The sequence below is a fragment of the Pseudideonella sakaiensis genome, from assembly GCF_048320135.1.
Lineage (GTDB): Bacteria > Pseudomonadota > Gammaproteobacteria > Burkholderiales > Burkholderiaceae_C > Ideonella_A > Ideonella_A sakaiensis_A.
Genome location: NZ_CP182947.1, coordinates 3,858,256 through 3,871,578 on the forward strand (window position 1 = coordinate 3,858,256; position 13,323 = coordinate 3,871,578).

At 67.4% G+C, this 13,323-nt stretch carries 13 protein-coding genes; 10 read left to right on the top strand and 3 right to left on the bottom strand.

Translation table 11 applies throughout. The features are described from left to right. Window positions 1–13: 13 nt before the first annotated feature. The gene (locus ACNH6H_RS17625) at window positions 14–1,528 is read right to left on the bottom strand and encodes a helicase HerA-like C-terminal domain-containing protein (protein WP_418319499.1); all 1,515 of its coding nucleotides are present in this window, start codon (window positions 1,526–1,528) and stop codon (window positions 14–16) included. A 101-nt stretch (window positions 1,529–1,629) separates the two neighbouring features. On the opposite strand from ACNH6H_RS17625, the gene ACNH6H_RS17630 reads away from it, so the two are divergent. The 8 genes from ACNH6H_RS17630 (at window position 1,630) to rng (ending at window position 8,804) form a co-directional block, all read left to right on the top strand. Then, window positions 1,630–2,355, top strand: a complete 726-nt coding sequence (locus tag ACNH6H_RS17630; RefSeq protein WP_418319500.1) for a YebC/PmpR family DNA-binding transcriptional regulator — start codon at window positions 1,630–1,632, stop codon at window positions 2,353–2,355. Between the two features lie 28 nt (window positions 2,356–2,383). After that, entirely contained in the window at window positions 2,384–3,673 is a 1,290-nt protein-coding gene (gene purD, locus ACNH6H_RS17635; RefSeq protein WP_418319502.1) for a phosphoribosylamine--glycine ligase, read from the top strand. Window positions 3,674–3,779: 106 nt separating this feature from the next. Further along, window positions 3,780–4,778, top strand: a complete 999-nt coding sequence (hemF, locus tag ACNH6H_RS17640) for an oxygen-dependent coproporphyrinogen oxidase (RefSeq protein WP_418319504.1) — start codon at window positions 3,780–3,782, stop codon at window positions 4,776–4,778. After that, a complete protein-coding gene (gene nadD / locus ACNH6H_RS17645; RefSeq protein WP_418319506.1) occupies window positions 4,775–5,401 on the top strand; it encodes a nicotinate-nucleotide adenylyltransferase in 627 nt (208 codons plus the stop codon). The genes hemF and nadD overlap by 4 nt, the downstream gene beginning before the upstream one ends. Before the next feature lie 26 nt (window positions 5,402–5,427). Then, window positions 5,428–6,219: a ribosome silencing factor gene (gene rsfS / locus ACNH6H_RS17650; protein WP_418319507.1), complete on the top strand. Its 792-nt coding sequence runs from the start codon at window positions 5,428–5,430 to the stop codon at window positions 6,217–6,219. After that, complete coding sequence (gene rlmH / locus ACNH6H_RS17655) at window positions 6,216–6,683, top strand: 23S rRNA (pseudouridine(1915)-N(3))-methyltransferase RlmH (protein ID WP_418319508.1); 468 nt, start codon at window positions 6,216–6,218, stop codon at window positions 6,681–6,683. The genes rsfS and rlmH overlap by 4 nt, the downstream gene beginning before the upstream one ends. A gap of 7 nt (window positions 6,684–6,690) precedes the next feature. Further along, a complete protein-coding gene (locus tag ACNH6H_RS17660) occupies window positions 6,691–7,299 on the top strand; it encodes a Maf family protein (protein ID WP_418319510.1) in 609 nt (202 codons plus the stop codon). A 29-nt stretch (window positions 7,300–7,328) separates the two neighbouring features. Next, a complete protein-coding gene (rng, locus tag ACNH6H_RS17665; RefSeq protein WP_418319512.1) occupies window positions 7,329–8,804 on the top strand; it encodes a ribonuclease G in 1,476 nt (491 codons plus the stop codon). 87 nt (window positions 8,805–8,891) lie between these two features. Here rng and ACNH6H_RS17670 read toward each other — a convergent pair whose 3' ends face one another. Beyond that, window positions 8,892–9,092 carry a dodecin family protein gene (locus tag ACNH6H_RS17670; RefSeq protein ID WP_418319514.1) on the bottom strand — a complete coding sequence of 67 codons (201 nt, stop codon included), beginning with the start codon at window positions 9,090–9,092 and terminating at the stop codon, window positions 8,892–8,894. 326 nt (window positions 9,093–9,418) lie between these two features. Continuing rightward, window positions 9,419–11,710 carry an ATP-dependent DNA helicase gene (locus ACNH6H_RS17675; RefSeq protein ID WP_418319516.1) on the bottom strand — a complete coding sequence of 764 codons (2,292 nt, stop codon included), beginning with the start codon at window positions 11,708–11,710 and terminating at the stop codon, window positions 9,419–9,421. 191 nt (window positions 11,711–11,901) lie between these two features. Between ACNH6H_RS17675 and ACNH6H_RS17680 the strand changes: the two genes are divergently transcribed. Then, entirely contained in the window at window positions 11,902–12,117 is a 216-nt protein-coding gene (locus ACNH6H_RS17680) for a SlyX family protein (protein WP_418319518.1), read from the top strand. A 181-nt stretch (window positions 12,118–12,298) separates the two neighbouring features. Then, on the top strand, window positions 12,299–13,321 hold the full coding sequence (locus tag ACNH6H_RS17685) for a methyltransferase (protein WP_418319520.1): 1,023 nt from the start codon (window positions 12,299–12,301) through the stop codon (window positions 13,319–13,321). Window positions 13,322–13,323 lie beyond the last annotated feature (2 nt).

Below are 13,323 nucleotides of genomic sequence, written 5' to 3' on the forward strand. Positions count from 1 at the left end.
GCCGCTGCGATCTTCAGCGGCGGCGGCGGCCGAGCATCGTGCCGAGCAGGCCGCGCACGATCTCGCGGCCCATCGTTCGCACCGCCGATTTCGCCATCGATTCGGCCAGCCCTTCGCGTTTGCCGCCACGCGGGCCGGTTGAGCCGAACAACACGTCCTTCAGGCCGTCGAACATGCTGGGCTCGCTGACCGGCGGCGGGATCTTGGTGCCGGCCGGTGCGCCGGCGACGCCGCCGGTCTCCGGCAGTGGCGTCGTGGCGCGGCCCTGCAGTTTTTCATACGCCGATTCGCGGTCGACAGGCTTGTCATAGACGCCGGCGACCAGCGAGCCGGCCATCAGCCGCTGCCGCTGCTCGGCGCTGATCGGGCCGATCTGGCTGCCCGGCGGCACGACATAGACGCGCTCGGTGACGCTCGGCCGGCCCTTCTTGTCGAGAAAGCTGATCAGCGCCTCGCCGACCGCCAGTTCGGTGATCGCCGCCTCGACGTCGAGGCCGGGATTCGCGCGCATCGTGCTGGCGGCCGCCTTCACCGCCTTCTGGTCGCGTGGCGTGAAGGCGCGCAGCGCATGCTGGACACGGTTGCCGAGCTGGCCAAGCACCGAATCGGGAATGTCGAGCGGATTCTGCGTCACGAAATAGACGCCGACGCCCTTGCTGCGGACCAACCGCACGACCAGTTCGATGCGCTCGATCAGCGCCGCCGGCGCATCCTTGAACAACAGGTGCGCCTCGTCGAAAAAGAACACCAGCTTCGGCTTTTCCATGTCGCCGACTTCGGGCAGCTGCTCGAACAGCTCGCTGAGCATCCACAACAGGAAGGTCGCATACAGCCGCGGGCTGTTCATCAGCTGGTCGGCGGCGAGGATGTTGATGACCCCGCGACCGCCGTCGGTCTGCATGAAATCGGCGATGTTCAGCATCGGCTCGCCGAAGAACTTGTCGCCGCCCTGTTCCTCGATCTGCAGCAGGCCGCGCTGGATTGCGCCGACGCTGGCCGAGCTGACATTGCCGTAGCTGCTGGTGAACTGCGACGCGTTTTCGGCCACGTGCTGCAGCATCGCGCGCAGGTCCTTCAGGTCGAGCAGCAGCATGCCGTTGTCGTCGGCGACCTTGAAGACCAGGCTCATCACGCCCTGCTGCGTATCGTTGAGCGCCAGCATCCGCGACAGCAGCAGCGGGCCCATGTCGCTGATCGTCGCCCGCACCGGATGGCCGGAGGCGCCGAAGACGTCCCACAGCGTCGTCGGGCACGAGGTGGATTCCGGCAACGGCAGGCCGCGGTCGGTCAGCACCGCAGCCAGCTTCGGCGAGATGCTGCCTGGCTGCGCGATGCCGGTCAGGTCGCCCTTCACGTCGGCCATGAAGACCGGCACGCCGATCAGGCTGAACTGCTCGGCCATTGTCTGCAACGTGATCGTCTTGCCGGTGCCGGTGGCGCCGGTGATCAGGCCGTGGCGATTCGCCAGTTCCGGCAGCAACTCGCATGAAGTGTCGCCACGCCGGGCGATGACGAGGGGGTCGGCCATGGGGTCTCCGGTGGGCACACGTAAAATCGCAGTCTATCGAAGAAAGACCCGCCGACATTCACGCTGGCGGGCAGCAATCACAAGAAGGACGGAGCCACCCGATGGCCGGACATTCCAAGTGGGCCAATATCCAGCACCGCAAAGGGCGGCAGGACGAGAAGCGGGGCAAGATCTGGACCAGGCTGATCCGCGAAATCATCGTCGCGGCGCGGCAAGGTGGCGGTGATCCGAAGGACAACCCGCGGCTGCGGCTGGCGATGGACAAGGCGCGCGCCGCCAACATGCCGGCCGATACCGTCAAGAAGAATATCGACAAGGCCACCGGCAACCTCGAAGGCGTCAGCTACGAGGAGGTGCGCTACGAGGGTTACGGCATCGGCGGCGCCGCGGTGATCCTCGATTGCATGACCGACAACCGCGTCCGCACCGTCGCCGAGGTCCGCCATGCCTTCAGCAAATACGGCGGCAACCTCGGCACCGAAGGCTCGGTCGCCTTCCAGTTCCGGCATTGCGGGCAGTTCCTGTTCGCGCCCGGCACCGACGAAGACAAGGTGATGGAGGTCGCGCTCGAAGCCGGCGCCGAGGACGTGATCAGCGGCGACGACGGCGTGGTCGAGGTCGTCTGTGCGCCGGCCGAGTTCGAGGCGGTGCAGCAGGCGTTCGAGAAGGCCGGGCTGGTGCCCGAAGTCGCCGAGGTCACGATGCGGCCGGAAAATACGATCGAATTGTCCGGCGACGATGCGCAGCGCATGCAGAAGCTGCTCGACGTGATCGAGGACCTCGACGACGTGCAGCAGCTGTATCACAACGCCGAGCTCGATCTATGAGCGCGCTCGCATGCGCCCGGAGCCGGGCATGAAAGTCCTCGTGATCGGAGGCGGCGGGCGCGAACATGCGTTTGCCTGGAAGCTGCTGCAGTCGTCGCGGGTGCAAACGGTCTTCATCGCGCCTGGCAACGGCGGCACCGCGCTCGATCCGCGGCTGCACAACGTCGACATCACCGACCTCGCCGAGCTGGCCCAGTTTGCTGCCGCGCAGAAGGTCACGCTGACGGTGGTCGGCCCGGAAACCCCGTTGGCTGCAGGCGTCGTCGACCTGTTCCGTTCGCGCGGGCTGCGCATCTTCGGCCCGACGCGGGCGGCCGCGCGGCTCGAGAGCTCGAAGGATTTTGCGAAGGCCTTCATGAAGCGGCACGGTATCCCGACCGCCGCTTATGAAAGCTTCACCGACGCCGCTGCGGCCCATGCACACGTCGACAAACACGGTGCGCCGATCGTCATCAAGGCCGACGGCCTGGCCGCCGGCAAGGGCGTGGTCGTTGCGATGTCGCTCGACGAGGCGCACCAGGCGATCGACTGGATGCTTGCCGACGATGCCGCCGGCAACAAGCTCGGCGTGCAGCACAACGACACGCCGCGGGTCGTGATCGAGGAATTTCTCGAAGGCGAGGAGGCCAGCTTCATCGTCGTCTGCGACGGCAAGCATGTGCTCTCGCTGGCGACCAGCCAGGACCACAAACGCCTGCTCGACGACGACAAGGGCCCGAATACCGGCGGCATGGGCGCCTATTCACCGGCGCCGGTGGTGACGCCGAACGTGCATGCACGGGTGATGCAGGAAATCATCATGCCGACGATCCACGGCATGGCGCGCGAAGGAGAAACCTTCACCGGCTTCCTGTATGCCGGGCTGATGATCGATGCCAGCGGCCAGCCGCGCACCGTCGAGTTCAACTGCCGGATGGGCGACCCGGAAACGCAGCCGATCCTGATGCGCTTGAAAAGCGATCTGTTCGAGCTGCTGATGCATGCGACCGACGGCACGCTCGACAAGGTCGAGCTCGAATGGGACCGCCGCATTGCGCTCGGCGTCGTGATGGCGGCGGCCGGTTATCCGCTGTCGCCGCGCAAGGGCGACGAGATCACCGGCATCGCGCCGGAGGCGCCGGATGCGATGGTTTTCCATGCCGGCACCACGCTCGATGGCAATCGGCTGCTGACCTCCGGTGGCCGGGTGCTGTGCGTCACCGTGCTCGGCGATTCGTTCAAGCTCGCGCAGCAGCGGGCCTACGAGGTGGTGCGCGGCATCCGCTTCGACGGCGCGCAATACCGCGGTGATATCGCGCACCGCGCAATAAGGAGGTGACCCCCCCCCGGAGCGCCTTCGGCGCACCCCCCCAGGGGGGCGCCGCCAGCGGACCGGCAAAGCCGGATCCGCGGCGGCTGCTTGATCGGACCACGCACACCGCAGCATGGCCTTCGTCGGGGATGGCAGCGTGAACACCCATGCAGTGCGCGAGTACCTGCTCGGGCTGCAGCAAGGCATCGTCGACGCCGTCGAGGCGGCCGAGGGGCGGCCGTTCCTGCGCGACGGCTGGACGCGTCCGCCGGGCGGGCGGCTGCAGGGTGACGGTTTGTCGCAGCTGATCGAGGGCGGCGAGCTGATCGAGCGTGGCGGCTGCAATTTTTCGCATGTGATCGGCAGCACGCTGCCGCCGTCGGCGACCCAGCACCGGCCCGAACTGGCCGGCGCCAGTTTCGAAGCGCTCGGTGTCTCGCTGGTGATGCACCCGCGCAATCCGTTTGTGCCGACGGTGCACCTGAACGTGCGGATGTTTGCCGCGCAGCCGCCCGATGCCGAGCCGGTCGTCTGGTTCGGCGGCGGCATGGACCTGACGCCGTATTACGGCTTCGAGGAGGATGCCCGACATTTCCACCGCATCAACCGCGATGCGCTGGCGCCGTTCGGCGACGACAAATACCCGCGCTTCAAGGCCTGGTGCGACGACTATTTTTTCCTGAAGCACCGCAACGAGGCGCGTGGCATCGGCGGCATCTTCTTCGACGATGTCTCGGAGCTCGGCTTCGACGGCGGCTTCGCGATGATCCGTTCGGTCGGCGATGCCTTCCTGCCGGCCTGGATGCCGATCGTCGAGCGCCGGCGCAAGCTTCCGTTCGATGAAAGCCACCGCGATTTCCAGGCCTATCGGCGCGGTCGTTATGTCGAGTTCAACCTCGTCTTCGACCGCGGAACCTTGTTCGGTCTGCAGTCGGGCGGCCGCACCGAAAGCATCCTGATGTCGATGCCGCCGATCGTCAAATGGCGCTACGACTGGCATCCGCAGCCGGGCAGTCCGGAAGCGCGGCTGTACAGCGATTTTCTGCCGCGCCGCGACTGGCTCGCCGACGAGGCGGCGAGCGAGACCGATTCCGGGCGCGGTGAAGCCGCCCGCCACGGGCCACCCGCTTGAGCGGCAACCAGACGCCGCAGCGCCGCCGCATCGGCCTGTTCGGCGGCAGTTTTGATCCGGTGCACCTCGGCCACCTGGCACTGGCACACAGCGCGCTCGACGATCTTGCACTCGACGAACTGCGCTGGCTGCCGGCTGGCCGGCCCTGGCAGAAGGGCGGCCTGCAGGCCAGCGGCGAACAACGTGCCGAGATGCTGCGGCTGGCGATCGGCGATCCGCAGCATGGCGACGCCCGGTTCCGGATCGAAACCTGCGAGATCGAACGGCAGGGCCCGACTTTTACGATCGACACCGTGCTCGCGCTGCAGCAGCAGCAACCGGGGTTCGACTGGTTGCTGCTGATCGGCCAGGATCAGCATGCGAAATTGCAGACTTGGCACCGCTGGCGCGAACTGCTGGCGCTGGTGCGGCTGGCGGTTGCAGTGCGCCCCGGCGCCACCGTCGCAGTCGATCCGGAAGTCGCGGCGTTCGGCTTCGAGGCGCTTGCGATGCCGCCAAATCCGCTGTCGTCGACGCTGCTGCGCAAGCGGGTCGCCGCTCGCGAGCCGATCACCGATCTGGTGCCAGCCGCCGTCGCAGGCTATATTGACTCCAATCGGCTCTACCGTGGCACGGCGAGCTGAGCAAAAAATTACCGATCAGGAGCTGAATGGACATCCGCAAACTGCAACGAGCCATCGTCGATGGTCTGGAAGACGTCAAGGGCCGCGATATCGCGGTGTTCAATACCGAACACCTTTCTCCGCTGTTCGAGCGGGTCATCATCGCGTCGGGGACAAGCAACCGGCAGACCAAGGCACTGGCCGCCAGTGTGCGTGACGCGGTGAAGGCCAGCGGGCACAGCGTGATGCGGGTCGAAGGCGAGGCCAACGGCGAATGGATCATCGTCGACTGCGGCGCCGCGGTCGTCCATCTGATGCAGCCGACGATCCGCGACTACTACCACCTCGAGGAAATCTGGGGCGACAAGCCGGTCAAGATGAAGCTCGGCGGTGGCGGGAACAAGCGCCTCGCGAAATCCGAGAACGAGGACGACGAGGCGCCGGCCGCGGCGCCGAGGAAGAAGCCGGGCACTGCGCGGCCGGCTGCCGGCAAGACCGCGGCCAAATCGGCCGCGACAAGGCCGACAGCGAAAAAGACCGCTGCGCCGGCGAAGAAGACGGCTGCCGCCGGCAAGAAGACCAGCGTCGCCGGCAAGAAGGCGAGCGCCGCAGCAAAAGCGCCGTCGAAGACGCCGGCCCGCAAGGCGCCGCCGCCACGCACCGTGAAGATCGGCCTGCCGACCGCACGCAAGACCGCGGCCGGCAAGTCCGCATCCAAACCGGCGGTGAAGACGGCACGCAAGACGGCCGGCGGCCGCCCGGCTGCCGCCGGTGTCACGCGCACGGTCGGCGTCAAGCGGCCGGCGACGGCGGCGAAGAAAGCCAGCCGCAAGACGTGAAACTCTGGCTGCTCGCGGTCGGCCTGCGCCAACCGTCGTGGGCCGACCAGGCCTACGACGAGTTTGCAAAGCGTTTTCCGCCCGAGCTGAGGTTGCAGCTGAAGGCGGTGAAGGCCGAGCCGCGTGGCAGCCGAACCGCCGAGCAGCTGATGAATGCCGAGGCGCAGCGGCTGGAGGCCGCGATGCCGAAAGGCGCGCGCCGCGTCGTTCTCGATGAAAGCGGCGACCGCGTGACGACCCAGCAACTCAGCGATCGGCTGCGTGGCTGGATGGGCGACGGCCGCGATGTCGCCCTGCTGATCGGCGGCCCGGACGGGCTTGCCGCATCGATCAAGGAATCGGCCGACGAGCGGCTGCGCCTGTCGGATCTGACGCTGCCGCATGCCTTTGCCCGCGTGCTGCTCGCCGAGGCCTTGTACCGGGCGTGGACGGTGATGGTTTCGCACCCCTACCACCGCGAATAGGCCGGCCATGCAGAACCAGTTCATCTACCTCGCATCGGCCAGCCCGCGCCGGGCACAGCTGCTCGACCAGCTTGGCGTGCGCTACGAGATGCTGCTGGCCGACGGCCGGGAAAATGTCGAACGGCTCGAGGAGCCGCGCAGCCGCGAACTGCCGGCCGACTATGTACGGCGCGTCGCCAAGCTGAAGCTCGATGCCGCGCGCGAGCGGCGGTTGCGCCGGCGGCTGCCGGAGGCGCCGATTCTGTGCGCCGACACGACGGTTGCGCTCGGCCGCAAGATGTTCGGCAAACCGGCCCATCCGGCCGAGGCGCGCGAGATGCTGACGGCGCTGTCGGGCCGCAGCCACCGCGTGCTGACGGCGGTCGCGGTCAGCGCCGGACCCCTGTCGTTCGTCGAGATGAATGTCACGCGGGTCGAGTTCAGCGCCTTCGGCACGCTCGAGATCGACGGCTACATCGCCAGCGGCGAGCCGCGCGGCAAGGCCGGTGCCTATGCGATCCAGGGCCGGGCTGCGCGCTGGGTCAAGCACATCAACGGCAGCTACAGCGGCGTGATGGGCCTGCCGCTGCACGAAACCGCGGTGCTGTTGCGCCGCGCCGGGCTGACGATCCTGTGAAGTCGCGCGCCTCGCATACCATGCAGGCCATGCAGGACATTCTGATCAACTGGACGCCACAGGAGACCCGGGTCGCGGTCATCGAGAACGGAGCGGTCCAGGATCTGTACATCGAGCGCGCCCTCGAGCGCGGCCTGGTCGGCAACATCTATGCCGGCCGGGTTGCCCGTGTGCTGCCCGGCATGCAGTCGGCGTTCATCGACATCGGGCTGGAGCGCGCGGCATTCCTGCATGTCGCCGATGTCATCCTGAACGGCAATGGCCGCAGCGACAACGGCGCGCCGGCGGTGCCGATCGAACGCCTCGTCTTCGAAGGGCAGACGCTGACCGTGCAGGTGATCAAGGATCCGATCGGCAGCAAGGGTGCGCGGGTCTCGACGCAGGTCAGCATCGCCGGCCGGCTGCTGGTCTTCCTGCCGCACGACAACCACATCGGCATCTCGCAGAAGATCGGTTCGCAGGAGCTGCGCGAACAACTGCGCGCGCGGATGAACCAGCTGGTGCAGCTGCCCGACGGCACGACGCCGGCCGGCGGCTTCATCCTGCGCACCAATGCCGAGGATGCAACCGATGCCGAGCTGGCCGACGACATCGCCTACCTGCGCAAGACCTGGGCGGCGATCCGCGAGCGCGGCTTCAAGGCGCCGCCGGGCAGCCTGCTGTACCAGGACCTGAGCCTGGTCGAACGCGTGCTGCGCGACCTCAGCAACGACCTGACGCAGGCGATCCGCGTCGATTCACGGATCCAGTACGAGGCGCTGCTCGCCTTCGGCGAGGTCTTCACGCCGCGCGCGGTGAAAAAGCTCTCGCACTATGAAGGCGAGCGGCCGATCTTCGACCTCTACAACATCGACGACGAGATCGCCCGCGCGCTGGCGCGGCGGGTCGACCTGAAATCGGGTGGTTATCTGATCATCGACCAGACCGAGGCGCTGACCACCGTCGACGTCAATACCGGCGGCTTCGTCGGCACGCGCAATTTCGACGACACGATCTTCAAGACCAACCTCGAGGCGACGCAGGCGATTGCGCGTCAGCTGCGGCTGCGCAACCTCGGCGGCATCATCATCATCGATTTCATCGACATGAGCCGCGAGGAGCACCAGGCCGCGGTGCTGGCCGAACTGCGCAAGCAGCTCGCACGCGACCGCACCCGCATCACCGTCAGCGGCTTCACGAATCTCGGGCTCGTGGAGATGACGCGCAAGCGCACGCGCGAATCGCTGGCCCACATGTTGTGTGAACCCTGCCCGACCTGCGAGGCGAAAGGCCAGGTGAAGACCGCGCGCAGCGTCTGCTACGACATCCTGCGCGAGATCCTGCGCGAGGCGCGGCAGTTCAACCCGAAGGAATTCCGCATCATCGCGGCGCCGGCCGTCGTCGAGATGCTGCTCGACGAGGAAAACCAGCACCTCGCCGGCCTGTCCGACTTCATCGGCAAGCCGATCTCGCTGCAGGCCGAACCGACCGGCTCGCCGGAGGCTTACGACATCGTGTTGCTGTAGCGTGGTGCCTGCGCGGTAGACGACGAAAAAATGCCCGCCGGAGCGGGCACAGCCAGACTGCGCCGGGAAAGCCCGGCGCATGCGGCGTCAGTTCAGCACGAACGTGACCTTCAGGATGACCTTGTAGCCGACGACCTTGCCATTGTCGATCGTCACTTCCTGGTCCTTTACCCAGGCGCCCTTGACGTTCTTCAGCGTCTGGTTGGCGCGGTCGACACCCTGGATGATGGCGTCTTCGAAGCTGGTCTTGCTGATGCTGCTGATTTCGGTGATGCGTGCGACGGTCATGAAATGTCCTCTGTGTGCGGGGGGATGGCGGGGCAGACACTGCCTCGGCGGTGGATGCGGCCGAGCCGAGCCGCATCGATGTCGGTTCGCGTTTCAGCCGCTGGGGGTGCCGGGAGTCGAGACCCGAAACAACGGGTTGACAGCGCGGGAAGAGTGCCGAAGATGGCAGGCCGCGGTGCATTGCGCAGGCGCCATCCGACGGGGCCAGTGTGAGGCCGTGAACTGGCTACCGGCAGGGGATGGGCGCGATGATCGCCGGTGGGATAGCTCCTACGCTGCCGATCGCCGCATCCGGCGCGCCGCCTGGCGGGCGCTGCCGGTGCGGCTCAGCCGGAACGCCACCACTGCGGCAGCAGCCGCCTGACCTTGGCGCGCGCATAACGGTCGTCGATCAGCCAGACCACGCCGCGGTCGTCGGTCGTGCGGATCACGCGTCCGGCGGCCTGCACGACCTTCTGCAGGCCGGGGTACAGGTAGGTGTAGTCGTGACCGCGGTCGGTGCCGAAATTGACGTCCATGCGTTGCCGGATCTGCTCATTGACCGGGTTCCATTGCGGCAGCCCGAGCGTCGCGACGAAGGCGCCGATCAGCCGCCGCCCGGGCAGGTCGATGCCTTCGGCGAAGGCGCCGCCGAGCACCGCAAAACCGATGCCCTGGCTGTCCGCCGTGAAGCGGTCGAGAAACTGGGTGCGCGCCGCCTCGGTCATCGCACGCGACTGCCGCCACTGCGGCACCGCCGGATGGCTGGCAGCCAGCCGGTCGGCGATTTGCTGCAGGTAGTCGAAGCTGCTGAAAAACGCCAAGTAGTTGCCGGGCGCCTGCGCGAACTGGCGGGCGATCAGATCGACGATCGGCTCGACCGACGCCTCGCGCTCGCCCCAACGGGTCGAGATTGCCGTCGCGACGCGCACCTGCAGCTGCTCGGCGGCAAACGGCGACGCGACATCGACGGCAGCCGTCGATTCGGGCAGGCCGAGCAGGTCCCGGTAGTAGCTGCCCGGCTGCAGCGTCGCCGAAAACAGCGTGCTGGTCTGTGCCAACGCAACACGCGGTTTCAGGAACGGCGCCGGCACGACATTGCGCAGGCACCAGATGCTGTCGCCGTCGGAATCGCCGCCGACCGTCAGGTCGATCAGCGAATGCTCGCCGAACGATTCGTGCAGGCGCAGGAAAACCAGCACGTCGAAATAGAAACGCAGCAGCGCCGGATCGGGTTCGGCACGTGGCTCGGTCGGTGTCGCCAGCACCTCGCTCATCAGCTGCGAAAAATTCTGCAGCGAGGCCAGCAGGCCGTTCGGCAATTCGTCGTGCACCGCATAGGGCGTGGCCTGGGCCGTCGCCAGCGCGTCCCAGCAGCGCTGCAGGCGGCCGAGGCTGGCGCCGATGCCGCGGCCCGGCTTTGTCGCCAGCAACGCCTGCAGGTCCGACCAGCGCAATTCGGCCGTATACATCGCGCGGCCGCGGTCGACCAGGTTGTGTGCCTCGTCGACGAGCAGCGCGACGCGCCAGCCGTCGGTCAGCGTCAGTCCGTGCAGCAGCGCATTGAGGTCGAAATAGTGGTTGTAGTCGCCGACGACGACATCGGCCCAGCGCACCAGTTCCTGGCCGAGGTAATAGGGGCAGACGTCGTGCTCGAGCGCGGCCTGCCGCAGGCTGACGCGATCGAGTGTGCGCTTGGCCAGCGCCGCATCGCGCGCGGCCGGCAACCGGTCGTAGAAGCCGCGGGCGAGCGGACAGGCTTCGCCGTGGCAGGCCTTGCCGGGATGCTCGCAGGCCTTGTCGCGAGCGACCAGTTCGAGCACCCGCAGCGGCAGCGCCGGCGAGCTGCGGGCGATAGCCTGCAAGGCCTGCAGCGCGAGTGCGCGGCCCGGTGTCTTCGCGGTCAAGAAAAACAGCTTGTCGAGCCCGCGCACCGGCCAGGCCTTCAGCATCGGAAACAGCGTGCCGACCGTCTTGCCGATGCCGGTCGGCGCCTGCGCGAGCAGGCAGCGGCCGTTGACCGCGGCCTTGTAGACCGCCTCCGACAATTCACGTTGCCCGGTGCGGAAGCCGGCGTGCGGAAAACGCACCGCCGCCAGCGCCGCATTGCGCGCCTCGCGGTGTTCGAGTTGGCGGGCCGCCCAGTCGGCAAAACGCCGGCAGTGCTCGAGCAGAAACTGCTCCAGCGCTTCGGCGCTGTGCGGCTCGACCAGCATCGTCTCGGTCTGGCTGCCGACGTCGAAATAGACCAGCGCGATGTCGAGCTGCTTCAGGCCGCGCGCCCGGCACAGCAGCGCGCCATAGATCTTCGCCTGCGCCCAGTGCAGGTGGCGCCGATTCGCCGGCATCGCATCGAGATCGCCGCGGAAGGTCTTGACCTCGTCGAGCCGGTTCGATGCCGGGTCATAACCGTCGGCGCGGCCACGCAGCAGCAGCTGGTCGCAGATGCCTTCGAGCGCGATTTCCGCTTCGTAGCCGGCGCCGCGCCGAGCGGCAACCGTCTGGTGGCCTGTGATGCCCTCGAGCGCCGTCGCCGACGGTGTGAAGCGCAGGTCGAGGTCGCCCTGCTTCGCGGTGAACTCGCACAAGGCCCGCACGGCAACCGCATACAGGGCAGGGGTGGAGGTGCGGCTGTTCAAGGCGGTATGCGGTCGGCAACGCCGGCGATTGTCGCAGGCGGGCTGTTTGCCGAGGGCCGGCAGGGTTTCCGGCCCGGCCGACAATGGCGGCTGCTTCCCATTCCCAGCGAACCTGCTATGCCACTCGATTTCCATTGCCAGCCACCCAGCGGCGTCCATCGCCGCGTCCACCGCGCGAACAGGAGCGAGCAGTGAGCGCAGCAGCGACCGAACAGCGGCTGACCGAGCTGGAGATCAAGGCCAGTTTCAGCGAGGACCTGCTCGACCGGCTGAACGATGTGATCGTCCGCCAGCAGCATCAGATCGACGAACTGAGCCGGACGGTCGCCGCGCTGCGCCAGCAGATCGAGCAGCTGCCGGCCCCCGGCTTTCGCAGCCTGCGCGACGAATTGCCGCCGCATTTCTGAGCCGGCCCGCCGCAGGCGGGGATGGCGCCGCCGCCGCGGTACTGGCTCCTGCCGCGGGCCCGGGCCGGCCGTCGCATGGCCCGCCGATGGCTCCGAATGGCCGATGTGGCGCGCGTTGCGTCTCGGCAGACTCGCCGGCGCTGCATCTCGCAGCAAATCCACCTGCTGCCAAGGAAGCCACATGCCACCCATCAATCCCGACCACATCCTGCGCACCGGCCTGGCGTTCTGGGAATCGAAGACGCTGCTGTCGGCGGTCGAACTCGGCCTGTTCACCGCGCTCGCCGACGGACCGCTGACCGCCGAACAATTGCGCCAGCGGCTGCAGCTGCATCCGCGCGCGGTGCCCGATTTTCCCGATGCGCTGCTGGCGCTCGGCTTTCTCGAGCGCGAAGGCGAGGGCGCCGATGCCAGCTACCGCAATACGCCGCAGACACAGCGCTTTCTCGATCGCCGTTCGGCCGACTATGTCGGCGGCTGGCTCGAGATGGCCAATGCGCGCCTCTATCCGTTCTGGGGCAACCTGACCGAGGGCCTGCAGACCGGCCGGCCGCAGAACGAGCTGAAAAACGGCGGCCGCTCGATGTTCGAGACGCTGTACGAGGATCCGCAGCGTCTCGAGCAGTTCATGGATGCGATGACCGGCCTGTCGGCGGCGAATTTCACGCGGCTGGCCGAACAGTTCGATTTCAGCCGCTACCGCAGCCTCGCCGATATCGGCGGCGCAACCGGCCAGCTCGCGCGGTTTGTTGCCCGCCGGCATCCGCAGCTGCGCTGCACGACGCTCGACCTGCCGGCGGTGACGCCGATCGCCGCGCGCCACATCGCCCGCGACGGCCTGGCCGACCGCGTCGACGCGAAGCCGATCGATTTCCTCGCCGAGCCGTTTCCGAGTACCGACGTGATCACGATGGGGATGATCCTGCACGACTGGAACCTGGACGTGAAACGGCTGCTGATCGGCAAGGCCTATGCGGCCCTGCCGCCGGGTGGCTGCCTGATCGTCGTCGACAACCTGATCGATGACCAGCGCCGCAGCAACACCTTCGGGCTGTTGATGTCGCTGAACATGCTGATCGAATTCGGCGATGCCTTCGACTACAGCGGCGCCGATTTCGACCGCTGGGCGCGCGAGGCCGGTTTCCAGCGCACCGAGGTGATCCCGCTGCACGGCCCGGGGGCTGCCGCGATCGCCTACAAGTGAGA

Coding starts and splice junctions, on each gene's coding strand:
- ACNH6H_RS17660 (WP_418319510.1), top strand. CDS start 6,691: ATGCAGAACCAGTTCATCTACCTCGCATCGGCCAGCCCGCGCCGGGCA.
- hemF (WP_418319504.1), top strand. CDS start 3,780: ATGGCCTTCGTCGGGGATGGCAGCGTGAACACCCATGCAGTGCGCGAG.
- rsfS (WP_418319507.1), top strand. CDS start 5,428: ATGGACATCCGCAAACTGCAACGAGCCATCGTCGATGGTCTGGAAGAC.
- purD (WP_418319502.1), top strand. CDS start 2,384: ATGAAAGTCCTCGTGATCGGAGGCGGCGGGCGCGAACATGCGTTTGCC.
- ACNH6H_RS17630 (WP_418319500.1), top strand. CDS start 1,630: ATGGCCGGACATTCCAAGTGGGCCAATATCCAGCACCGCAAAGGGCGG.
- ACNH6H_RS17670 (WP_418319514.1), bottom strand. CDS start 9,092: ATGACCGTCGCACGCATCACCGAAATCAGCAGCATCAGCAAGACCAGC.
- rng (WP_418319512.1), top strand. CDS start 7,329: ATGCAGGACATTCTGATCAACTGGACGCCACAGGAGACCCGGGTCGCG.
- ACNH6H_RS17625 (WP_418319499.1), bottom strand. CDS start 1,528: ATGGCCGACCCCCTCGTCATCGCCCGGCGTGGCGACACTTCATGCGAG.
- ACNH6H_RS17685 (WP_418319520.1), top strand. CDS start 12,299: ATGCCACCCATCAATCCCGACCACATCCTGCGCACCGGCCTGGCGTTC.